18 protein-coding genes are annotated in these 22061 nt (G+C 65.5%); 7 read left to right on the forward strand and 11 right to left on the reverse strand.

Translation table 11 applies throughout. The features are described from left to right. The 3 genes from AAGA11_14920 to AAGA11_14930 form a co-directional block, all read right to left on the reverse strand. The coding region (locus tag AAGA11_14920) for a radical SAM protein (GenBank protein MEM9604157.1) at positions 1-563 on the reverse strand (563 nt) is incomplete at its 3' end. Positions 564-613: 50 nt separating this feature from the next. Further along, a complete protein-coding gene (gene cofG / locus AAGA11_14925) occupies positions 614-1744 on the reverse strand; it encodes a 7,8-didemethyl-8-hydroxy-5-deazariboflavin synthase CofG (GenBank protein MEM9604158.1) in 1131 nt (376 codons plus the stop codon). Between the two features lie 318 nt (positions 1745-2062). Continuing rightward, entirely contained in the window at positions 2063-2683 is a 621-nt protein-coding gene (locus AAGA11_14930) for a TetR family transcriptional regulator C-terminal domain-containing protein (protein MEM9604159.1), read from the reverse strand. A gap of 151 nt (positions 2684-2834) precedes the next feature. On the opposite strand from AAGA11_14930, the gene AAGA11_14935 reads away from it, so the two are divergent. From AAGA11_14935 to AAGA11_14960, 6 genes are all read left to right on the forward strand, one after another. After that, positions 2835-4097, forward strand: coding sequence for a Zn-dependent hydrolase (locus tag AAGA11_14935; protein MEM9604160.1), 1263 nt, complete (start codon positions 2835-2837; stop codon positions 4095-4097). Between the two features lie 51 nt (positions 4098-4148). Then, a complete protein-coding gene (gene hydA / locus AAGA11_14940; GenBank protein MEM9604161.1) occupies positions 4149-5603 on the forward strand; it encodes a dihydropyrimidinase in 1455 nt (484 codons plus the stop codon). Positions 5604-5610: 7 nt separating this feature from the next. Beyond that, entirely contained in the window at positions 5611-6396 is a 786-nt protein-coding gene (locus AAGA11_14945) for an ABC transporter ATP-binding protein (GenBank protein MEM9604162.1), read from the forward strand. Positions 6397-6405: 9 nt separating this feature from the next. Further along, positions 6406-7335, forward strand: coding sequence for an ABC transporter permease subunit (locus tag AAGA11_14950; GenBank protein MEM9604163.1), 930 nt, complete (start codon positions 6406-6408; stop codon positions 7333-7335). Next, positions 7332-8168 (forward strand): ABC transporter permease, encoded by an 837-nt coding sequence (locus AAGA11_14955; GenBank protein MEM9604164.1) that lies wholly within the window; start codon positions 7332-7334, stop codon positions 8166-8168. Before AAGA11_14950 ends, AAGA11_14955 begins: the two co-directional genes overlap by 4 nt. A 70-nt stretch (positions 8169-8238) precedes the next feature. Then, on the forward strand, positions 8239-9228 hold the full coding sequence (locus AAGA11_14960) for an ABC transporter substrate-binding protein (protein ID MEM9604165.1): 990 nt from the start codon (positions 8239-8241) through the stop codon (positions 9226-9228). Between the two features lie 105 nt (positions 9229-9333). On the opposite strand, the gene AAGA11_14965 is transcribed toward AAGA11_14960, so the two are convergent. From AAGA11_14965 to AAGA11_14980, 4 genes are all read right to left on the reverse strand, one after another. Next, positions 9334-10101: a sulfotransferase gene (locus AAGA11_14965; protein MEM9604166.1), complete on the reverse strand. Its 768-nt coding sequence runs from the start codon at positions 10099-10101 to the stop codon at positions 9334-9336. A gap of 179 nt (positions 10102-10280) precedes the next feature. Continuing rightward, a complete protein-coding gene (locus tag AAGA11_14970; protein ID MEM9604167.1) occupies positions 10281-13361 on the reverse strand; it encodes an efflux RND transporter permease subunit in 3081 nt (1026 codons plus the stop codon). A gap of 8 nt (positions 13362-13369) precedes the next feature. Beyond that, positions 13370-14515 carry an efflux RND transporter periplasmic adaptor subunit gene (locus tag AAGA11_14975; protein ID MEM9604168.1) on the reverse strand — a complete coding sequence of 382 codons (1146 nt, stop codon included), beginning with the start codon at positions 14513-14515 and terminating at the stop codon, positions 13370-13372. A gap of 8 nt (positions 14516-14523) precedes the next feature. Beyond that, positions 14524-16869, reverse strand: a complete 2346-nt coding sequence (locus tag AAGA11_14980; protein MEM9604169.1) for a TolC family protein — start codon at positions 16867-16869, stop codon at positions 14524-14526. A 190-nt stretch (positions 16870-17059) separates the two neighbouring features. On the opposite strand from AAGA11_14980, the gene AAGA11_14985 reads away from it, so the two are divergent. Then, positions 17060-17647 (forward strand): TetR/AcrR family transcriptional regulator, encoded by a 588-nt coding sequence (locus AAGA11_14985; protein ID MEM9604170.1) that lies wholly within the window; start codon positions 17060-17062, stop codon positions 17645-17647. Between the two features lie 19 nt (positions 17648-17666). Here AAGA11_14985 and AAGA11_14990 read toward each other — a convergent pair whose 3' ends face one another. The 4 genes from AAGA11_14990 to AAGA11_15005 all read right to left on the reverse strand — a co-directional run bounded on the left by AAGA11_14990 (position 17667) and on the right by AAGA11_15005 (position 21830). Then, positions 17667-18584, reverse strand: a complete 918-nt coding sequence (locus tag AAGA11_14990; protein ID MEM9604171.1) for a haloalkane dehalogenase — start codon at positions 18582-18584, stop codon at positions 17667-17669. Positions 18585-18631: 47 nt separating this feature from the next. Next, the gene (locus tag AAGA11_14995) at positions 18632-20128 is read right to left on the reverse strand and encodes a TRAP transporter large permease (protein ID MEM9604172.1); all 1497 of its coding nucleotides are present in this window, start codon (positions 20126-20128) and stop codon (positions 18632-18634) included. Further along, on the reverse strand, positions 20125-20709 hold the full coding sequence (locus AAGA11_15000; GenBank protein MEM9604173.1) for a TRAP transporter small permease: 585 nt from the start codon (positions 20707-20709) through the stop codon (positions 20125-20127). The genes AAGA11_14995 and AAGA11_15000 overlap by 4 nt, the downstream gene beginning before the upstream one ends. A 74-nt stretch (positions 20710-20783) precedes the next feature. Further along, positions 20784-21830 carry a TRAP transporter substrate-binding protein gene (locus AAGA11_15005; protein ID MEM9604174.1) on the reverse strand — a complete coding sequence of 349 codons (1047 nt, stop codon included), beginning with the start codon at positions 21828-21830 and terminating at the stop codon, positions 20784-20786. Between the last annotated feature and the right edge of the window lie 231 nt (positions 21831-22061).

The following is a 22061-nucleotide window of genomic DNA, read 5'->3' on the forward strand; positions in this document are numbered from 1 at the left end:
AGGATCTCGGCCGCCGTGCCCGGCATCGACCCCAATCCGCACGCCTTCAGCTCGGTCAGGTAGTCGCTGTAGCTTTGCTTGGTTTTCGCTGCACCGAACCAGACCTCGAACGGCGAGAAGGCGTGGATGTGCATACCCGGCAGTGCCGCCTTGATCGCCAACACCAGATCGCGGTAGTAGGTGCCTGGCATTTTGGGGTGCAAGCCACCCTGAATACAGACCTCCGTGCCACCCCGTGCCCACGCCTCCTCGGCGCGTTCGACCACGCGGTCGATGTCAAGCCACTCGGCGCCAGCGTCTTCCTTGCGCTTGGCAAAGCCGCAAAAGGTGCAGCCCATGTAACAGATGTTGGTGAAATTGATGTTCCGGTTGACCACAAAACTGACGCGGTCGCCATTGGCAGCGCACCGCAACGCATTGGCCGTGGCGAAAATCGCCGCGCGGTCTGCCTCGCGGTCCGGGTCGCGCGCGTGGAACAAGCCAGCCGCCTCGACCTCCGACACCTCGACGCCGCCGAGCACGCGCTCGAGCGTGCGCCGCACCGCCGGGCGCGCGTGGCCCAGCGTCGCGTCAAGTTCGGCCCCACCGGGCCCGCTGTGCCGGTGTGTCCGCGTCACGAGGCGACCTCGACCGGCTGCTGCTGCTGCGCCAATCCATCTGCCCGTGCGATCACCGCGACACGCTCGGCTACCCGCGGCTCGACAAAGTCGGCCTGTGCGTCGATGAAACGGGGGTAGACGGTCAGGCGCTCCGCCAGGTGGAAGTCTGCCGCGGCACAACTCGCTGCCAAACGATCGATCTGTGGCCAGGCATGCTGCGGATTGATGTGGTCGATCGTGATCGGGCTGATGCCGCCCCAATCGTTGATCCCGGCACCGAGGTAGGCGATGTGCCGGGCATGCAAATTGGGGGGCGCCTGGATGCTGATCTCTGGCGCCAGAATGAGCCGTGCGGCCGCTATGGTCCTCAGCATGTCATCCAACGCAGGCTCGGGGTGCAGTGCCATGGCGATGTCAGGCTTGCGTTGGAAATTCTGGATGATGACTTCCTGGATGTGCCCGTGCCTTAGGTGCGAGGCGTTGATGGCCTCGAGGGCGTCGATGCGTTCGGACCAGGTTTCGCCGATGCCGATCAAGAGGCCAGTCGTGAACGGCACCTTCTTTTCGCCGGCGCGCTCCAGCGTGCGCAAACGCTGGATCGGCACCTTGTCCGGGCAGGCGTAGTGCGGCTGGCCCTTGCGCGTCAGACGCCGACTCACGGTCTCCAGCATCATGCCCATGGATGCGCTGACGGGTTTGAGCTGATCGATCTCGTCGTCCGCCAGGGTGCCGGCGTTGACGTGGGGAAGCAGCGCGGTTTCGGACAACACGAGCGCGCACATGTCGGCCAGGTAGTCGGTCATGCGCGCGTACCCGAGCTGTGCCAGGCGTTGCCGCGCGGACGCGTAGCGCTGCTCGGGCTTTTCGCCCAGACTGAACAGCAATTCCTTGCAACCGTGACGCTCGCCACGCCGGGCGAGTGCGAGCACGTCCTCGGGCCGCATGATGTTCGACGCGGGATCACTCGGGTGTTTGACAAAAGTGCAGTAGGCGCAGGTGTCGCGGCACATGTTGGTCAGCGGCGCAAAGACCTTGCGCGAGTACGTCACCGTGCGCCCCCAGAACCGGTCGCGCAGCGCGGCGGCCTGCCGACAGAGCGATGCTGTGTCCCTGTCCGATAAAGCGGTCTTGCCCAGTGCGTCCATGGTTAACCTATAGTGCAGTGCGCCCGTCGTCACAGGCGGAACAACCGAGTGGCCAAAGACCGCCGTGGCGGGCGTCCTCCGCGTCCTCAGTGATCTCGCCCCTAGAGTCTGCCACTTTTTTTACCATTTGATCAAAATTTGTGGCAGTCTACGCCCGAGACAACCTGTCGAGGCTCGACATGTCGAGCGGATTTACAGCGGGCCCGACCTGCGCAGTGCCGGGTTCACCCCGAACCGCGTTAACACAGGCCCGGCCTGTGATTGTCACAGTTGACCCGGGTGCGACCGCCCTCGCAACCGTGCCGCGTACACGCGTGTTCAGGCACGCAGCGCCCGCGAAAACAGGGTCTCGAGAAACACCTCGGCATCGGCGTACGGGTCCGACGTGTCACCGAGCACCGCACGCACCTGAGCGTCGAAATCAGCGTAGTGCTGAGTCAGCGACCAGATAGAGAAGATCAGATGCACGGGATCGATTTCGCGAATCTTGCCAGCGGCGACCCAGCGACGAATCAACGCGGCTTTTTCCTCGACCAGGTCCTTGAGTTCACCCGAGAGCACCTCGCGGATGTGCGGCGCGCCCTGCAGTATTTCATTGGCAAACAGCCGGCTCTCGCGCGGGTAGTCGCGGCTCATGGCGAGTTTGCGGCAGACGTAGTCGAGGATGGCGTCGAGCGGCTCCCGGTCGTTATCCAACGCGCGCAGGGGGTCGAGCCAGGTCTCGATCAGGTTCTCGAGCAGCGCGGTGTACACCGCCGCCTTGGAGGGAAAGTAATAGAGCAGATTCGGCTTGGACATGTCGGCCGCCAACGCGATCTGGTCGAGCGTCGCGCCCCGGTAGCCCTCGGCCGCGAACACCGACAGCGCCGCCGCGTGGATTTGCGCGGTCTTCTGACGTTGAATGCGCGTTTGGCTTTTACCTTGTCCGGGTTGCCTCATGCGTGGCGTTGCCGACCGAGTGAGAGATCAGGATACTATCGTGACGACCCGCCGGGCGCGCTTTTTTGTATCACGTGGGTACGAGGCACCCACTGAAGCATGAACACTCATCAATTCGATCACCCGGCCTGACCACCCCGAGGAGTGTGAGATGACCACTGCCAACGCCGATTCCCGCAGGAACATTCGCATCAACGCCGACCGCCTGTGGGACAGCATCATGGAGATGGCCACGATCGGTCCCGGTGTCGCCGGCGGCAACAACCGCCAGACGCTCACCGACGAGGACGCGGTGGGCCGCGCGCTCTTTCAGCGCTGGTGCGAGGAAGCGGGCTGCACCCTGGGCGTCGACGAAATGGGCAACATGTTCGCCACCCGCGCGGGCGAGGACCCGGATCTGCTGCCCGTGTACGTCGGTTCGCACCTCGACACCCAACCCACCGGCGGCAAGTACGATGGCGTGCTCGGTGTGCTGGGCGGCCTCGAAATGATCCGCACCCTCAACGACCTCGGCATCAAGACCAAACACCCGATCGTGGTCACCAACTGGACCAACGAGGAGGGCACGCGCTTCGCGCCGGCCATGCTGGCCTCGGGTGTCTTCGCGGGCAAACACACCCTCGAGTGGGGCTACGACCGCGTCGACGCGGCCGGAAAGCGCTTCGGTGATGAGCTCGAGCGCATCGGTTGGCGCGGTGAAGAGAAAGTCGGCGCCCGCAAGATGCACGCGATGTTCGAGCTGCACATCGAGCAGGGGCCCATCCTCGAAGCCGAGGGCAAGGACATCGGCGTCGTCACCCACGGCCAGGGCCTGCGCTGGATCGAGTGCACGGTCACCGGCAAGGAGAGCCACACCGGCTCCACGCCGATGCACATGCGCAAGAACGCCGGCCGCGGCCTCGCGCTCGTCACCGAATTGGTGCACGAGATCGCGATGAAGAACCAGCCCAACGCGGTTGGTGCCATCGGTCACATCGACGTGCACCCCAACTCGCGCAACATCATCCCCGGCAAGGTCGTGTTCACGGTCGACCTGCGCACGCACATCCTCGACAAACTCGAGGCCATGGTCGCCGAACTCATGGAACGCGCGCCCAAACTGTGCAGCGACATCGGCGTCGAGTTCGCCGCCGAGATCGTCGGCCAGTTCAACCCGCCGGCGTTCGACGAGGCCTGCGTCGCAGCGGTTCGCAATGCAGCCCAGGACCTCGGCTATTCGCACATGGACATCGTCTCGGGCGCCGGCCACGACGCGTGCTGGATCAACGACGTCGCGCCCACCGCGATGATCATGTGCCCCTGCGTGGACGGCCTGTCGCACAACGAAGCCGAGGAGATCTCCAAGGAATGGGCCGCAGCTGGCACCGACGTGCTGTTCCACGCCGCGGTCAACACCGCCCAGATTGTCGACTGACGCCTGTCGGCGTCCCCCTTTTTTACCCAGGACAGCGAGAGAGGATTGAACATGAGCACGGTCATCAAGAACGGCACCGTCGTCACCGCAGACCTCAGCTACCGCGCCGACGTGCTGATTGAAAAAGGCGTCATCACCGACATCGGTGACAACCTCAGCGGCGACAAGACACTCGACGCGACCGACTGTTACGTCATGCCGGGCGGCATCGACCCGCACACCCACCTCGAAATGCCGTTCATGGGCACCTACTCGAGCGACGATTTCGAATCGGGCACGCGCGCGGCGCTGGCCGGCGGCACCACCATGGTGGTCGACTTCGCGCTGCCGAACCCGGGTGAGAGCCTGCTGGATGCGCTGCAACGCTGGGACAACAAGTCCACCCGCGCCAACTGCGACTACTCCTTCCACATGGCGGTCACCTGGTGGGGCGAGCAGGTCTTCAACGACATGAAGACCGTGGTGCAGGAGCGCGGCATCAACACCTTCAAGCACTTTCTCGCCTACAAGGGCGCGTTGATGGTCAACGACGACGAGCTCTACAGCTCGTTTCAGCGCCTCGCCGAACTCGGCGGCACGGCGATGGTGCACGCGGAGAACGGCGATGTGGTCGCCGAGTTGTCCGCCAAGCTGCTTGCAGAAGGCAACACCGGCCCCGAGGCCCACGCCTACTCCCGGCCGACGCAGGTCGAGGGCGAGGCAACCAACCGCGCCATCATGATCGCGGACATGGCGGGTGTGCCACTGTACGTTGTCCACACCTCGTGCGAGGAGGCCCACGAGGCGATCCGGCGGGCGCGCATGCTCGGCAAACGCGTCTGGGGCGAACCTCTGATTCAACACCTCACGCTCGACGAGAGCGAGTACTTCCACGCCGACTGGGACCACGCGGCGCGCCGCGTGATGTCACCGCCGTTCCGCAACAAGCAGCACCAGGACAGCCTCTGGGCGGGCTTGCAATCGGGTTCACTGTCGGTGGTCGCGACCGACCACTGCGCCTTCACCACCGAGCAGAAACGCTTCGGTGTCGGTGACTTCACCAAGATCCCGAACGGCACCGGCGGGCTCGAGGACCGCTTGCCGATGCTCTGGACCCACGGCGTCGCCACCGGCCGCCTGACGCCGAACGAGTTCGTCGCGGTCACCTCAACCAACATCGCCAAGATCCTCAACTGCTACCCGAAGAAAGGTGCGATCCTGCGCGGTGCCGACGCTGACATCGTGGTCTGGGACCCGGCCAAGGAGAAGACCATCACGGCTGACACCCAGCAGTCGGCGATCGACTACAACGTGTTCGAGGGGCACCACGTGAAAGGCCTGCCCCGGTTCACCCTGACGCGTGGCCAGGTGGCCGTGCACGACGGCGATCTGCGCTTCCAGGAGGGGCACGGCAAGTTCGTCCCGCGCGAGGCCAACGCCACGGTCAACAAGGCGCTGAGCCAGTGGAAGGAACTGACCGCACCGCGGCCAGTGGAGCGCACCGGTATCCCGGCGACCGGGGTCTGATGCACCGGTGAGCGCCGACACGGTCATCCACGCCGAGCACCTGGACCTCACCTTCGAGACCAACGACGGTCCGGTCCACGCGCTAAAGGGCGTCACCCTCTCGCTCGCCAAGGGCGACTTCGTCTCGTTCATCGGGCCATCGGGCTGCGGCAAAACCACGTTCCTGCGCTGCGTTGCCGCACTCGAGACACCGACCGCCGGCACGCTGACCGTCAACGGCATGAGCGCCGAGGCCGCGCGTCGGGCGCGCGCCTACGGCTACGTCTTCCAGGCCGCCGGCCTCTACCCGTGGCGGACGATCGAGGACAACATCAAACTGCCGCTGCAAATCATGGGCTTCGGCCGCGACGAGCAACAGCAGCGGGTGCAACGCGTTCTCGAACTCGTCGACCTCGACGGCTTCGGCCGCAAGTACCCGTGGCAGCTCTCCGGCGGCATGCAACAGCGCGCGTCGATCGCGCGCGCGCTGGCTTTCGACGCCGACATCCTCTTGATGGACGAGCCCTTCGGGGCACTCGACGAAATCGTGCGCGACCACCTGAACGAGCAGCTGCTGGCGCTCTGGGCCAAGACCGGCAAGACGATCGCGTTCGTCACCCACTCGATTCCGGAGGCCGTGTACCTCTCGACCCGCATCGTGGTCATGAGCCCCCGGCCCGGCCGCATCACCGATGTGATCGACAGCCCGCTGCCGCGTGAGCGACCACTCGAAATTCGCGACACGCCCGCGTTTCTCGCCATTGCCCAGCGCGTGCGCGAGGGGCTGCGCGCCGGACACACCGCCGATGCCTGAGCTCACCGCATGAGGACACTGGTTGCCATCCTGACCGTGGTCGGCGCGATCCTCGCGGTGTGGTATGTCGCTGCCATTCCGATGAACATGCACGAGGCCACCCTCAAGGCCGAACGGGCCGGTGTCGCGGTGGTGCCGCCCACCGCACGCGAGCGGCGCGCCCTGAGCGGGCTGCAACTGGCGCGTGACAACCCGTCGCTCTGGTCACAAGCCTATGTGCAGGACCGGCCCCGGCTGCCGGCGCCACACCAGATCGTTCAGGAAATCTGGAAAACCACCGGCGCCATGGTGCTGCGTGGCCGGGCCTTCTCCAAACGCAGCCTGATCACCCACGGCTGGGTGACGCTCTCGGCGACCCTCGTGGGCTTTGCCTTCGGTACGGTGTTCGGCCTGGTGCTCGCGGTTGCGATTGTCTACAACCGGCCGATGGACCTCTCGGCCATGCCCTGGGTGATCGCGTCCCAAACCGTGCCGATCACCGCGATCGCGCCGATGGTGGTCGTGGCCCTCGGCAAGCTGCAGGTGGATGACCTCATCGTCAAGGGCGTCATCTCGATGTACCTGAGTTTCTTCCCGGTCGTGGTCGGCATGGTCAAGGGCCTGCGCAGCCCCGACGCCATGCAGCTCGACCAGATGAAAACCTGGAATGCATCGGGGCTGCAAACCTTCCTGCGGCTGCGGCTGCCAAGTGCCATGCCGCTCTTCTTCGCCTCGCTCAAGGTCGGCATTGCCGCCTCGCTGATCGGCGCGGTGGTGGCCGAGATGAGCCTCTCGCAGGACGGTGGCCTCGGCGCCCGCCTGCTCTCGGGCAGCTACAACGGCCAGATGCTCAGCATGTGGGCGGCGCTCCTCGTTGCCGCCGCGCTCGCCGCCGCCCTGGTGTTCCTGATCGGTGCGATCCAGGATCGCACGCTCACGCGCATGGGGTTCAACCGGTGAGCTGGCTCGTCGGCGCTGCCGTGGTCTGGGCCGCCGCCTGGGCGCTGAACATCGCGCTGTCACGCGTTGATGCGCCCTGGACGCGCATCGCGATCCCGGTGGTGTTCGGCCTCACCCTGCTCGCGGTCTGGGAAGGCGCGGTGCGCGGCTTCGAAGTCAACCCGATCATCCTGCCCGCCCCCTCGGCCAGCGCCGGCACGCTGGTCGCCAACGTGCCGACGATCTGGGCGGACCTCGTGCAAACCTTCTTCAAGGGCGCCCTGTCGGGTTACGTGATCGGCTGCACGGCGGGCGTGCTCGCCGCGGTCGCGGTGGACCGCTCGCCGTTCCTGCAACGCGGCCTGCTGCCGGTCGGCAACTTCCTCGCCGCCCTGCCCATCGTCGGCATGGCGCCGATCCTCGTGATCTGGTTCGGCTTCGGCTGGCAATCCAAGGCCGCGGTGGTGGTGGTCATGGTGTTCTTCCCGATGCTGGTGAACACCATCGAAGGCCTGCGTGCCACCGACCCGATGCAACGCGACCTCATGCACACCTACGCCGCCAACTACGGGCAGAGCCTGCGCTTTCTGCGCCTGCCGGCGGCGCTGCCGTTCATTTTCAACGGCCTCAAGATCTGCACGCCGCTCGCGCTGATCGGCGCGATCGTCGCCGAGTTCTTCGGCTCGCCCACCGTCGGTATGGGGTTTCGCATCTCGACGGAAGTGGGCCGACTGGCACTCGACATGGTCTGGGCGGAAATCACCGTCGCGGCCATCGTCGGCTCCGCATTCTACGGCTGCATGGCCCTGTTGGAACGCCGCCTCAGCTTCTGGCACCCCTCGCACAGGCGCTGAGCTGGAGTCGGTATTGTGTATTGTGTGGAGTACACATCAACCCTGTTGGTAAACCGAGGAGAGAAGTGAGATGAAAAATCTGTTCGCACCGCTGCTGGTCGGCGCCCTGTCGCTGGCCACCCTGCCCGCGAGCGCCGCAGACGATGTCACGCTGCAACTCAAGTGGGTGACACAAGCGCAGTTTGCTGGCTACTACGTGGCACTGGACAAGGGCTACTACGACGAGGAAGGCCTCAACGTCACGATCAAACCCGGCGGCCCGGACGTCGCCCCCGCGCAGGTCATTGCCGGCGGTGGCGCGGACGTGGTGCTGGACTGGATGCCCTCGGCGCTCGCGAGCCGCGAGAAGGGCCTGGACCTCGTGAACATTGCCCAGCCCTTCAAGAGCTCCGGCATGATGCTGACCTGCCGCAAGGACAGTGGCATCGCGAGCCCGGCCGATTTCAAGGGCAAGACGCTCGGCGTCTGGTTCTTCGGCAACGAGTACCCTTTCCTGAGCTGGATGAGCAAGCTCGGTATACCGACGGACGGCAGTGACGGCGGCGTGACCGTGCTCAAGCAGGGCTTCAACGTCGACCCGATCCTGAACGGCCAGGCCGACTGCGTCTCCACGATGACCTACAACGAGTACTGGCAGATCATCGACGCCGGCCTGACGCCCGAGGAACTCGTGGTCTTCAAGTACGAGGACCAGGGCGTGGCGACCCTCGAGGACGGCATGTACGTGCTCGGTGAGCGCCTGCAGGACGCGGCCTTCAAGGACAGCATGGTGCGTTTCGTCCGTGCCTCGATGAAAGGCTGGAAGTACGCCGAGGACAACCCGGATGAAGCCGCGATGATCGTGCTCGACAACGACGCCAGTGGCGCACAGACCGAAAACCACCAGAAGCGCATGATGGGCGAGATCGCGAAGCTCACTGCGGGCTCGAACGGCGCACTGGACCCGGCCGACTACGAGCGCACCGTGGCCTCCCTGCTCTCGGGCGGTTCGGACCCGGTCATCACCCAGCAGCCCGAAGGCGCCTGGACGCACGACATCACCGATGCCGCGCTGAACTGACACCGAACCCCGTTCGGAAACGAAAAAGCCCCGGGCGCAACCGGGGCTTTTTTTCGTTTGGTGAAACAGCCTACCCGGGAGGCGGACAGGCCTTCGGGCCCGGGCTCAGACCGCCGCCGCGGCGACCGGGGTGCCGCGCCAGCGAAAGGCGCGGTTGGGGTCGAGAATCTGGTCGGCGAACTGCAGCATCTCGGGGCACATCGGCAGCGAGAGAAAATCGCACACCTCCGCCAGCACCGCCTCGGGCGCGTCGCAAAAGGCCTCGAACTGCACCCGCAGCACGCGATCGGGCGAGATGAAGGCGTTGTCGAAGGCCTGACGCCAGAGGTCGATCTTCTCCTCGGCCTGCTGCTGGCCACCCGGTTGCCAGGCGCGGGACTCGAACTTCTCGCGCGCCGACCGGGCACTGTGGGCGCGCTCGCGGTTGAGGACGATGTAACGCATGCGCGGAAACAGGCGGTCGATATCGGGACCGTACAGCATGTATTCGTTGTACTTGTCGCCGACTGCGAGGGCGCCTTTGGACACGCTGCGGTACACCGACTTCCAGAGCTCCGCCACCTGCGATTCGAACACGTCAATATCGCGGGTCGCGTGCCAGCGGTACGCCTTGACGGCCTCGATCAGTTCCTGCGTCAGGTTGTATTCGTCGCCCTTGACGGTCCGACGTGACAACGCGTGGGCAATTTCATCGAGGCGCGGGTGCAGACCGGCGCGAGCAGTGGGGTCGTTGACCAACCACACCAGCAGGTAGTAGAGCAGTTTCCCGTCGACCGTCAGGCAGATGTCCTGATGCCGCTGCAAAATCTCACCGAAGATCGTGGTACCCGACCGTTGCGGTCCCACCACCAGAAACTGCGTTTGATGCCCCATGATGTCAGCCCTCGTGTGGCGCTGGTTTGACGGGCCAGCGCGGGCGGGAGAACCCGTGCTCGCTGGCGTTCAGGGGGTCAGACAGGTCTTGTATTTCTCAGTTCGGCCAATTCCGGGCTTTAGGTGTTCGCACCGATGCGGGCTCGCACGTACGCACTTGTGCGTACGTGCCTCAGCCGTCAGGTCGCCGCCGGTTGCAGTGTCGGCTTGGCTCGGCGTGTCGGCGTTGCCCGTCGCGCACCGAACAGCACCGCGTACACCGCTGGCACGAGCAACAACGTGATCAGGGTCCCGACCAACATGCCGAAGATCAGCGTGATCGCCATGGTCTGGAACATGTCCCCGCCCATCGCAAGCGGAAACATGCCACCGCAGGTGGTTGCGGTGGTCAGCAGAATCGGCCGTAAACGTTGCGCCGAGGCCGTGACAATGGCGTCCATCAGGGCCGTGCCGGCTTGCGATTCGATGGTGATCTGGTCGATCAGAATGATCGCATTGTTGATGACAATACCGGCGAGCGAGATGATGCCGAGAATGGTGAAGAAACCAAAGGCCACGTCGGTGATCGCGAGCCCCCAGGCCATGCCGATGAGCCCGAGCGGAATCGTCATCAACACGATACCGGCCTTGCGAAAAGAGTTGAACTGGCCGACCAGCAGAATGAGGATCACCAGGCCGGCAATCGGCAGCTTGTCGAAGATCGACTGGCTCGCCTCGTCCGAGGACTCCGATTCACCGCCTTCCTCGTAGCCGAAGCCCACGGGCAGCTTCCAGTCGCCCAGCCAGGGCGTCAGCGTCGCGTTGATGTCGGTCGCGGAGTGGTCAGGCAGGAGCGTCGCCGACACCGTGACGGTTCGCACCCGGTCGCGCCGCTTGATCACCGGCACCTCCCAGGCGACGTCGACGTCGGCGACTTGCGCGAGCGGCACGGCGCGGTTGCTCGACGACGAGACGATGGTCAGATCGGGCAGCCGACGGATGTCGTGCCGGTCCCGGTTGCTCGAGCGCAGCACCACCGGAATGCGCTCGTCGCCCTCACGGAACTCACTCACCGTGTTGCCGCTAACCCCGGCGAACAGCGAACTGGCGACATCGGCGTTCGACAAGCCGGCCGAGCTCGCGAGATCGGAGTCGATGTCGACCGTGATCTTGCGCGAGCGGATGCCCCAATCATCAATCACATCGAGCACGCCGGGGGTCGCGAAGAGCTGGCGCTTGAGCTCGGCAGCGAGCCGCTCGAGTGCGTCGACATCGCGGCCCGAGACACGCACCTGGATCGGGTAGGAGACGGGCGGGCCCTGTGAGAGCCGCGACACCTTGGAGCGGGCGTCCGGGTACTCGCGGCGGATGTGGTCCTGCAACAACGCGATCACCCCGTCGATCTCGGCCGAGCTCGCCACGTTGACCAGCGCGCTCATGTGGGCCGCGTCACTCTCCCCCGGGTTGTACCCGAGCTTGAACTTCGGTGCCGAGATGCCGACGTACTGCGCCCAGCCGGTGACGCCGGCGTCGCTCACCGCCGGCGAGGCGAGAAAGTCGCTGATGCTCGCGGCGGTGCGCTCGGTGACGCTGATGTCGACGCCCTGCGGCAGGTCCAGTTCGACGGTCACGAGCGGCTCGTCGGACGGCGGTATGAACTCATTGCGCACAACGCCCATGGCGATGACGATCGACGCGAACAGGCCCATCGCCACGAGGATGGTCACCCAGCGGAAACGGATGGCCGCTGCAGCGAGCGAGCGGTAGCCGCGCGTCATCCGGCCCGGCCGGGTGTCCGCCGGCGTCGCCGGCACGCTCAGCAGCAGCCCGCCGAGCATCGGGATGATGGTCATCGACAGGAGCCAGGACACGCTCAGTGAGATCGCGACGATGTAGCCGATCGCAGCAGTGAACTCGCCCACCGCAGACTCCGCCAGCACGATCGGCGAAAAGGCCGCCACCGTCGTCGCCGAGCCCACCAGCAACGGGATGCGCATGGTGTTCACCGTCGCCACCGCCGCCGCCACGCGCGCCTCGCCCGCCTGCAGTCGCTTCTGGATGTTCTCGATGATGACGATGCCGTTGTCCACGAGCAGGCCGAGCGAGATGATCAGGCCGGCGAGCGACACCTTGTCGATGCTCAAGCCGAACCACGACATCACCATCAGCGTCAGCGCCATGGTGATCGGGATGGACACGGCGATGATCAGCCCGGTGCGAAGTCCCAGGAACAACAGCAGCACGCAACCGACGATGCCGACCGCCTGGGCAATGCTGACCAGGAAGTCCGAGATGTTCTCGTTGACGATGTCGGTCTGGAAGGCGATGCGGTCGAGCGACATGCCGATTGGCAGTGTCTGCTGCAGGCGATCGAGCAACGGCCCGAGCTCGGCGCCGAGGGTGACGATGTCGCCGCCCTCGACCATACTGACGTTGATCGAGATCGCCGGCTCACCGCGCACGCGCACCAGCTCGCTCGCGGGCTCGGCGACCACACGCTCGACCGAGGCGAGGTCCTGCAGTTTGAACAGCGCGCCGGTGCCGCTGCGCACCACCGTCGAGCGCAACGCGTCGACCGAAGAGAAGTCGCCGGAGGGCTCGAGGCTCAGCCGCTCGTTGCCGATCAGGATACGGCCGCCGCTGTTGATGGTGTTGGTGTTGGCGATCGCGGCCGAGAGTTGGTCGCTGGTGATGCCGAGCTCGCGCAGCGTTGCGTCGCTGTACTCGACGTAGATCGTCTCGTCCTGCAGCCCCTGCAGCGCGACTTCGGCCACCGCGGGGATCAACAACAGCGCATCTCGGATGCGTTCCGCCTCGAACTTCAACTCAGGGTACGTGAAGCCCTCACCGCGCAGCCCGTAGACAATGCCGAAGACGTCGCCCTTGTCGTCGTTGACCACCGGGCCGAAGACGCCGTCGGGCAGGTCCGCGCTCGCGTCGTCGACCTTGCGGCGCAGGTCGTCGAAGATCGGACGCATGTGGGTGTAGGTCGCCTTGAACTCGGCGTTGACGATCGAAATGCCGTTGCGCGAGGTGCTGCTGACGTTGTCGAGTTCCGGCATCTCGACGATGGCGTCTTCGATCACCGAACTCACGAGTTCTTCCATGCGCTGTGCATTCGCACCGGGCATGCGCGTGACCACACTCGCCTGGCGCACGATGAAGCCCGGGTCCTCGGCCTTGGGCAGGCTGAAGTAGGCCTGCACGCCGAGGAGCGTCATCAGCACAAGCAAGGTCAATGAGACGCGCTTGTTGTCGAAGACAAACTGCAGAATGTTCATACCCGCACTCAGCGCCCGTCGCCGTTGTAGAGCGTCACGCGCATGCCCTCGCTGATCTGCGACATCCCGGCGACCACAATCTGTTGTCCGGGCTCGAGCCCGGACACCACTTCGATGCCCGCGTTGTCGAGTGGCCCGGTGGTGACCGGCGTGCGCACGATGCGGTACGCATCCCCGTCGGCCGCAGCGACAAAGACAAAGTTGGCGTCGCTGTCGCCAAGCACGGCGGTCAGCGGCACGACCATGCGCTGGTCGCCGCTCGCGATGCTCACGGTCACCTCGGCTGCCATGCCGACACGCAGGTCAGCCGGCGGCGCTTCGAGCGCCGCCTCGACGACGTAGCCGGTGTTGTCGGTGTTGCTCACACCGATCTCGACCACCGTGCCGGAGAGCGCGAGGTCAGTTGCGCGCGTGGTCGCCGACACCGCCATGCCGAGCTCGATGGTATTGATCAGGCTCTCAGGCACGACCATGGTCAGGCGTTTCTCGACGCCGCACGCGGTGGTCACGATGGTCTGGCCGGCCGAGATGTTCTGGTTGAGCGCGACCGGCACGCTCACCACCTGGCACGCGTCACTCGGGTTTTGCAAGCGCGTGTAGGAGACGTTGAGCTGCGCCGAGCGCAAGCTCTCGCTCGCTCGGACGCGGTCAGCCCGCGCCGACGTCGCGTTGGCCTCGGCGTTCTCGAGGTCCGAGAGGCTCGCCGCCTCGTTGGCGTAGAGCTCGCGTGAACGCCGGTACTGGTTCTGGGCGTTGGTGTTGTTGGCCTCGGCCTGCGCCAGCGCGGCACGGGCTTCCTTCTCGGTGACCACGAAGGGCTGCTGGTCGAGCTCGGCCACCAGGTCTCCCGCTTGCAGTCGATCGCCGACGCTGACCGGCAACGCGGTGATCGCACCAGAGACACGAAAGCTCAGGTCCTGGTTGTCACCCGACTCGACCGTGGCCGCGAGCACGCGTTCGAGCGCGCCGCTGCCGCGCGTGATCTCCATGACCTTCACCGGTCGCGGAGGCGCGACCGAGGGCGCATCGATCTCGTCGCTGCTGTCACAGGCGACAAGCAGCACGCTCGACGCCAGGCACGCCAGCATCACTGGACGGTGGAACGTCAGAGAACAGGATACGGCGAACACGCCGCGGGCTCGGGTTGATGTCATGATGGCAATCACTGTCTGGCGCTCGCGATGCGTTCCGAGAAGGCGGTCAGCCACGCCTGCTGCTCCAAACCGCCGAGCAACATGGGCATCTCACCGAGCAGCGCCTGGTAGGACACGAGCGAATCGAGGTATTGGTAACGCGCGATGTTGGCGTTGTCTTGCGCTTCGCGGAAGGTGGTTTGGGTGTCGAGCAAATCGGTCACGGTGGCCGACCCCAGACGGTAGGCATCCTGGGTGATCTGCAGGCTGCGCCAGGCCGCTTCGACGGCATCGGCGTTGATCGCAATGGAGCGGTAGTTGGCAATCAGGCTGTCTACCACGACCACGCTGTTACGCCAGAGCGAGGTGCGGGTGCGTTCGAGGTTGACCACCGCCTGGTCGCGTTGGGCTGTGAACTGCCGAATGCGGTTGCGGCGGTTGCCACTGTCCCAGAGCTGCAATGTGGCAGTGAGTGACGCTGACCAATCACCCTCGCCGTCCAGGACTGCCCCACCGGCGCCTCGGCTGCTGTCGAGGTAGTGCGCGTAGTTTGCACTCAGCGCGAGTTCCGGCAGGTAGTAGCCGCGCCGCTGCGCGTCGAGCTGCACACGGCTCCGTTCCACCGTGTTCTCGGCGGTGTCCATCTCGAGCGAGCCGCCCAGCGCCCGTTCGATGGTGCCAGCGAGCAGGCGCTCGGCTCGACCGGTACTGGACAGATAGGGCTCGATCGTCTCGTGCAAGAGGTCAAAAGGCGGTTGATCCAACGTCACATCGGCCAGTGTGGTCGGCAGGGCGAAGCGTGTGTTGAGCAGCTCACTCAGCTGACTCTGGGCACTGAGGTTCGCCGAATAGGCCTGTTGCACCGCGCTCTCGCTGGTCGCGATCAACGACTGCCAGCGGTACACATCCGACTTGGCGCCACTGCCGCTTCTGACCCGCGACTCGGCCAGTGCCAGGTTCTCGCGGTTCAACGTCAGGTCGCGCAGCCGGGATTCGAGCTGCGCCTGCGCCTCGAGCGCACCGAAGTAGGCGCTGGCCATGGTGCTGACCGTGTCAAGGATGTTCTGATTCCGGGCGAGTTCTGCCGCTTCGACGCCGAGTTTAGCCACCGACACGGACGCGGCGTCGTTGACCGAGTAGAGGGTCTGACTTGCGGCAAGCGTCGCGAGCGTCTCGCGTGTCGGTAGCTGGTCGCCGCGCTGGGTCTGGCTGACTTGCGCGGTGAGTTGCGGTCGCAGCGCCGCGCGGGCCTGCGCGAGCGACGCGCGGTCGCTCTCGAGCTGCAGCTGGCTGTCGCGCAGCCCGAGACCCCGGTCGAAAGCGATCTCCACAGCGCCGAGGAAATCGAGCCGACGCGCCTCGTCCAGTGCGTTGCGCACAAGGCGCGCCGTGGTCAACTCGTCGAATTGCAAGTCCACACCGAGCGCGCGAGCCGTGTCGATGTTGATGGTGGTGTCTTTCTGCGATTCGAGCAACTGCACGCCGCGGGTGCGTGCACCCCGGGTGATGGCGAGCTGCAGGTCGAGCGCCACCCGCCGCGCCAGCACGCGATCGTCCTTCGCCAACGTGTCGCTGATCAAAGCGCCGCGCCGCACCATCTCGTCGCCACCCACCGCGTAGGACGGTATCCGTTTGCGCAGCAGCGCGAGCAGCACCTGGTCCAACTCCGCCTCGGGCAGGCCGACCGGCGGCAACACCACCACATCAACCGCCGGGATCTGTGCGGCGACATCACGGTCTGGATGCAACGAGAAAAAGACCACGTCCTGCACACCGGCACGCCGCGCCGCGCTGACGATGGCCGCGTCGAGGCCGCCGTTGGCGCTCTCGGGCAACGGCGGCCGGAGGATGCCCACACGCTGCGCACCGAACAGCGCGTTGACCCGCTCGAAGGCGTTGACCGCGACGTTGACTTGGGTATAGCGCTTGAGGTTGCGCACCCGGTCGCGCGTCGGCGTGCCCGACAACGCCGGGTCGAGCACGCGCATCAGGTAGGTAGGCTTGCCGAAGCGGCGCTCCGAATAGAGTGTCTGACTGCCAAGAAAGCCCGTGGCGACAATGTAATCGACGTCCGGGTTGGCCACCGCCATTGCGTAGAGCTCGGATGGGTCGCGCTGATCGGCGCCGGCGCGGAAGGTCACTGGCACGGCGGTGACACCGCGCGGCAGCAGCGCCTGCAATTCCGCGAGGATCAGCGCGGCCTCGGCGGCCGCATCCTGCTCGACGCCGTCATCGATGAAGCCGATGCCAACCTCTCGCGCCGAAACCGCAGCGGCGGCACCGAGTAGACACAGGGTCAACACCCCTTTGCGAAGCAGGTCGGCAAGGCGCCAGAAAGGGCGGTGCGGTGTGACCTGCGTTGGACTCGTTTCCATCGGCTGCCGTGCTGTCCCGTCGATCACCCCGGCGGCCCTGTGTACCGCGCCGACACGGCGCTGGACTGCGGCCTTCAGGATGCAAAGTTAGTGCTGCTAACATGATATGTTAGCAGCACTAACTTTGCAAGCGGGCCGCGTGCGATTGTGTTCAAATGCCGGGCCTACCCCTTCCTGCGCTTGCGAGATCGTGCGAAAGACGGCCTACCACCACGGCGATCTACGCCAGGCGCTGCTCGAGGCAGCGCGGCAATTGATCAATGAAAAGGGCCCCGAGGCCTTTTCCGTCGCCGAAGCCTGCCAACTCGCAGGCGTATCGACGGCCGCGCCCTACAAGCACTTCAAGGACAAGAACGCGATCCTTGAGGGCGTGTTGCTCGAAGAGGTCGACCGGCGGGCCGAGTCGATCAAATCGGTGCTGGCGCCCTTCCCGCCCGGCCACCCGGACCGCATCATCGCCCTGGCCCGTGATTACGTCGATTTCGCCATGGCCGAACCCGGCCTCTTCGCGTTGCGATTCGGTGGCGCGGGTACGCTGTGGCAGTCCGAACTCGTGCGCAGCCGCAGCAAGGCGCTCTATGAAGTGGTCATGGCCGAACTCGCGAGTTGCCTGGGTGAGTCGACTGTGACCGACGCCGTGCGGCAGCGGAGTTTCATGATGTGGAGCCTGCTGCACGGGCTGACATCGCTGATGAAGGACGCCTACATCGCCGAAGACGAGATCGACTTCGATATCGACGCCTTACTGGCCGACGCCGCCCGCCGCATACTCGCGTAGTGCAACGCGCCAGATGCGCTCAGTCGGTCACACCCGGCGTCAATCCAAAGTGCGCCAGCGCCGCGCGCGCGATCCCCTCACCGTATTCCTGCACGAAGTGCCCGGCCTCGTGCACCGCCATCGGCGGGGGGCAATTGCGCACGAGCGTGCGGAGGAACTGCATGGGTCGTTCCCCGAGTACGCCATCGCGCATGCCGATCGCCATGAAGCTCTCACCGGCCCACTCGTTCGACCAGAACGCCCGCGCGCGCACCCCGTGCGCGACACCGTCCATGTCGGGCTCCACCGGCACCATCTGCGGGAACCGACGCACGCCGGCCTTGTAGCGGTTGTCCGGGAAGGGGGCGTCGTAGGCCAGTGCGTCCATCAGTGTCACCGCGCCCATGCCGTCGGCCGCCAGCATACCGCCGACCGGGATTTCGGGTGCCGCGGCGGCAAAGCGTTTCCACTTCTCGAAGCCCTTGCTCACCCCCTCGCCCACCGGAATGGCGGTGTTCATCAGCAACACGCGTGAAAAACGCTCGCGCATGTCCATCGGCAGCGTCAAGCCGAGCAAGCCGCCCCAGTCCTGCACCACCAGCGTGATGTTGTGAAGGTCAAGGTGTTCGATGAACCGCAGCAGGCTGTCGCGGTGAAAGTCGAAGGTGTAAACCGCGTCGTCAACCGGCTTGTCCGAGCGGCCAAAGCCGAAGAGGTCCGGCACCACGGTGCGGCAACCCGCTTCGACAAACGCCGGCAGCATCTTGCGGTAGAGGTACCCCCACGTGGGTTCACCGTGCAAGCACAGGAACACTTCCTCGCTGTCGCCGCCTTCGTCGACGTAGGCCATGCGCAGGCCCTCGAAGCCCGCGAGCGACTCGACATAGCGCGGGGTGTAGGGGTAACCGGGCAAAAGTGAAAAACGCGCATCCGGCGTGCGCAAGGCCTCAACTGGCATCTTGGTAGCCTCCAATCAGCGACGACCCGGCGAGGGTCAGCCCTGCGTCACCAGGGCACCAACATCAGCGTCACCACCGGGAAGGCCAGCAGCAGGGCCACCCGGAGCAGGTCGGACGCCACGAAATACAACACCGCCTTGTAGGTTTTCACCATCGGCGTTTCGCGGTCCATCGCGTTGATCACGAAGAGGTTCATACCGACCGGCGGTGTGATCAACCCGACCTCGACCACGATCAGCACCAGCACGCCGAACCAGATGGCGGTCTGCTCGGTGACCACGCGGTTGAGTGCGCCCTTGGACACCCCGCGCAGGCCAAGCTCGCGCGTGAGCTCGCGCGAGAGCTCCTGGCCACTGGCGAGCAGCGCCTCGGCCTTGGCGAGCGCCGCAGCCGGTATCTCCTTGCCGCTCGCAACCAGGTCCGCGAGCCGCGCAGTTTGCAGATCGACCATGGTCACCAGGCCGAAATCGAGCTCTTGCACGATCGGCCAGAAGATCGGCACAGTCAACAGAATCATCGACAGGCTGTCCATGAAACAGCCCAGCACCAGGTAGAAGACGAGGATGATCAACACGATCAACCACGGGCTGAGACCACTCGAGCCGACCCAGGTCGCCATCTCCTGCGGCAACTGGGTGAGCGCCAGAAAGCCGTTGTAGAACGCCGCACCCAGGACGATGAAGAAGATCATCGCGGTCGACTTGGCCGTGACGAAAAAGCTCTCCGACAGGGTGTCGCGCGTGAGACCACCGGAAAACCAGGCGATCAGCCCCGTGCCGAAGGCGCCCACCGCGGCGCCCTCGGTCGGCGTGAACCAGCCGAGGTAGATGCCGCCGACCACCAGCAGGAACACCAGCAGGACCGGCCAGACGTCGAGCAACGCCCGGAACCGCTCAGGGTACGGCAGGCGATCCCGGGTCCCCGCCGAGCCCGGGTTGAGCCGCACGTACACCGAAATCGCCAGCATGTAGCCAACCGCAGCCATGACACCGGGGATGAACGCGGCGAGGAACAGCTTGGCGATGTTCTGCTCGGTCAGGATCGCGTAGATCACCAAGACCACGGACGGCGGAATGAGTATGCCAAGCGTGCCACCCGCCGCAAGCGTTGCGGTGGAAAACCCGCCCGAGTAGCCGTAGCGCTTGAGCTCGGGCAGCGCGACGCGGCTCATGGTGGCGGCCGTTGCAAGCGACGACCCGCAAATCGCACCGAAACCGGCACACGCGCCGACCGAGGCCATGGCCACGCCCCCCTTGCGGTGACCGAGCCAACTCTCGGCCGCGCGGAACAGCGCCTGGCTCATGCCACCCAAGGTTGCGAAATGCCCCATCAACAGGAACATGGGCACGATCGACAGCGAGTAGCTCGAAAAGGTGGTGTAGGTCTCCGAACGGAGCCGGCCGAGCGCAATGGTGGTGTCGCCCGTCATCAACAGGATGCCGACGAAGCCGGCGAGGAACATGGCGAGACCGATCGGCACGCGCAGAAAAATCAGCGCGAGCAGCGCCGGAAACGACAACAGGCCGAACAGCGTCTCGCTCACGCGTCTCCACCCACCTCGTCGAAGGGGGGCGACACGCCGGTCCGAAGCGCGTGCAGGCGGCACACCGCCGTGTAGACCGACACGAGCGCGGCCACGAGCGCCGCGCCGATGCTCGCCGCGTAGGACCACCAGACCGGGAACTGCAACAGGAAGGTGGTCTGCCCAGAGCGGTACTTGCTCATGCCACCGAGCAACAGCTGCCAGGCAAAGACGATCAGGACCGCCGCAAACACCACTTCGATGCAGGCCAGCAAGACGCGTTTGACAGCCGGTGAAAAACCGGCTGTGAAGATGTCGACCGAGGCGTGCGCGCCGCGCAGGTGACAGAGCGGCAGAAACGCGAATATCGCGAACGCCATGCCGGCTTCGACAAGTTCGTAGTCGCCGTTGATCGGACCGACGCCGGTGGCCAGTAACGCGTCGGCCACCGCCGGTGCGGCCTGCTGCACCGCATCGCTGTGCAGCAGCGAGTTGAGCGAGCGCCCGAGCACCGACGCGCAGGTGAGCACAATCAGGCCCGTCAGCGTCACCCCACCGAGCAGCGCGAGCCCACGCGCCAGCGACTCAACGACCCGGTGCATGCCACCCCGCTTCCCGCGGCCACGGGTGACGGCGCGTCACCCGCAACCCGCGCCATGTGCTCACAGCGTCACGATCACATCGAGGCCGTGGCACCCATGCAGTCGCCGCCCATCAGGGCCTTGGCCTCGTCGATCAACGCCTGGCCGTCCATGCCCTTGCTGCCGAGGTCGGCAACCCAGGTGTCGTAGATCGGTGCCGCCACCGACTGCCATTCGCTGGTGTCGGACACGGTGATGATGTTGTTGCCGTTCTCCACGGCCACTTCGCGCGCGGGGCCATCGGCGTCCGCCTGCGTGCCGCCGGCGAAGATCGAGAGGTTCAGGCCCGAGTTGGCGTCGATGGCGGCCTTGAGCTCGTCGGAGAGCCCGTCGTACTTCGCCTTGTTCATCGCCAGGACGAAAGTCAGCGTGTAGAGCGCGTTGCCCTCGAACTCGGTGTGGTTCTCAACGAGGTCAGGCACCTTCAGCGCGGGCGTCACTTCCCACGGGATGGTCGTGCCGTCGATCACGCCCTTGGACAGGGCTTCGGGCACCGCGGGCACAGGCATGCCGACCGGAGTGGCGCCCGTGGCCTTGAGCAGCTCGTTCACCAGGCGTGAACCGCCGCGGATCTTCATGCCCTCGAGGTCCGCGGGGGTTTCCACCGGGTCCATCGTGTGGAACATGCCCGGGCCGTGCACCCAGGTGCCAAGGATCTTGACGTCCTTGAATTCGCCGTCGGCCATGTGGGTCTCGTACATCTTCCAGTACGCACACGAGGCCGCGCGTGCGTCACTGACCATGAATGGCAACTCGAACACCTCGGTGGACGGGAAGCGGCCGGGCGTGTAGCCAACCACGGTCCAGACGATGTCGTCGACGCCGTCGATCACGCGGTCCATGAGTTCCGGCGGGCGACCGCCGAGTTGCATGGTCGGAAAGCGGTCGATCTTGAGCTTGCCGCCCGAGCTTTCCTCGACCTTGTCCGCCCAGACATCGAGTATCAGTTTGGGCACATTGGCTTGCGACGGCAGAAACTGGTGCAGTTTCAGGGTCACGTCGGCCGCGCTGGCGCTGGTGGCTGTCAGAGCTGCAAGTGCAGCACCGCCGAGTACAGACCGGCTGAGAGTGGATGTGAACATGCTTCCTCCTTTGGTCCGCGCCCGCGGCAAAGCCCAACAGGGCCCGCCCGACACCGCGCGGTTATTTTCAGGTCTTGCCGATGACGTGCGCACGGTGGAAAGCCCAGGGCGCGCGTCAGCAACGCCCGAGCTTACCATCAATTCCGGGTGGGGTTCTGGTGCCGACCGGGGCCCGCTGCAGAGGCCTGTGGGGGTGGAGAAGACGCCGTCATTTGCGCGGGAACCACGCAA

It is taken from the genome of Pseudomonadota bacterium (genome assembly GCA_039196715.1).
Taxonomy (GTDB): Bacteria; Pseudomonadota; Gammaproteobacteria; order CALCKW01; family CALCKW01; genus CALCKW01.

Excerpts from the sequence above, each read along its gene's own strand:
- AAGA11_15000 (MEM9604173.1), bottom strand. The coding sequence starts at position 20,709 with ATGCACCGGGTCGTTGAGTCGCTGGCGCGTGGGCTCGCGCTGCTCGGT.
- AAGA11_14980 (MEM9604169.1), bottom strand. The coding sequence starts at position 16,869 with ATGGAAACGAGTCCAACGCAGGTCACACCGCACCGCCCTTTCTGGCGC.
- cofG (MEM9604158.1), bottom strand. The coding sequence starts at position 1,744 with ATGGACGCACTGGGCAAGACCGCTTTATCGGACAGGGACACAGCATCG.
- hydA (MEM9604161.1), top strand. The coding sequence starts at position 4,149 with ATGAGCACGGTCATCAAGAACGGCACCGTCGTCACCGCAGACCTCAGC.
- AAGA11_14975 (MEM9604168.1), bottom strand. The coding sequence starts at position 14,515 with ATGACATCAACCCGAGCCCGCGGCGTGTTCGCCGTATCCTGTTCTCTG.
- AAGA11_14960 (MEM9604165.1), top strand. The coding sequence starts at position 8,239 with ATGAAAAATCTGTTCGCACCGCTGCTGGTCGGCGCCCTGTCGCTGGCC.
- AAGA11_14950 (MEM9604163.1), top strand. The coding sequence starts at position 6,406 with ATGAGGACACTGGTTGCCATCCTGACCGTGGTCGGCGCGATCCTCGCG.
- AAGA11_14965 (MEM9604166.1), bottom strand. The coding sequence starts at position 10,101 with ATGGGGCATCAAACGCAGTTTCTGGTGGTGGGACCGCAACGGTCGGGT.
- AAGA11_14935 (MEM9604160.1), top strand. The coding sequence starts at position 2,835 with ATGACCACTGCCAACGCCGATTCCCGCAGGAACATTCGCATCAACGCC.
- AAGA11_15005 (MEM9604174.1), bottom strand. The coding sequence starts at position 21,830 with ATGTTCACATCCACTCTCAGCCGGTCTGTACTCGGCGGTGCTGCACTT.
- AAGA11_14990 (MEM9604171.1), bottom strand. The coding sequence starts at position 18,584 with ATGCCAGTTGAGGCCTTGCGCACGCCGGATGCGCGTTTTTCACTTTTG.
- AAGA11_14970 (MEM9604167.1), bottom strand. The coding sequence starts at position 13,361 with ATGAACATTCTGCAGTTTGTCTTCGACAACAAGCGCGTCTCATTGACC.
- AAGA11_14930 (MEM9604159.1), bottom strand. The coding sequence starts at position 2,683 with ATGAGGCAACCCGGACAAGGTAAAAGCCAAACGCGCATTCAACGTCAG.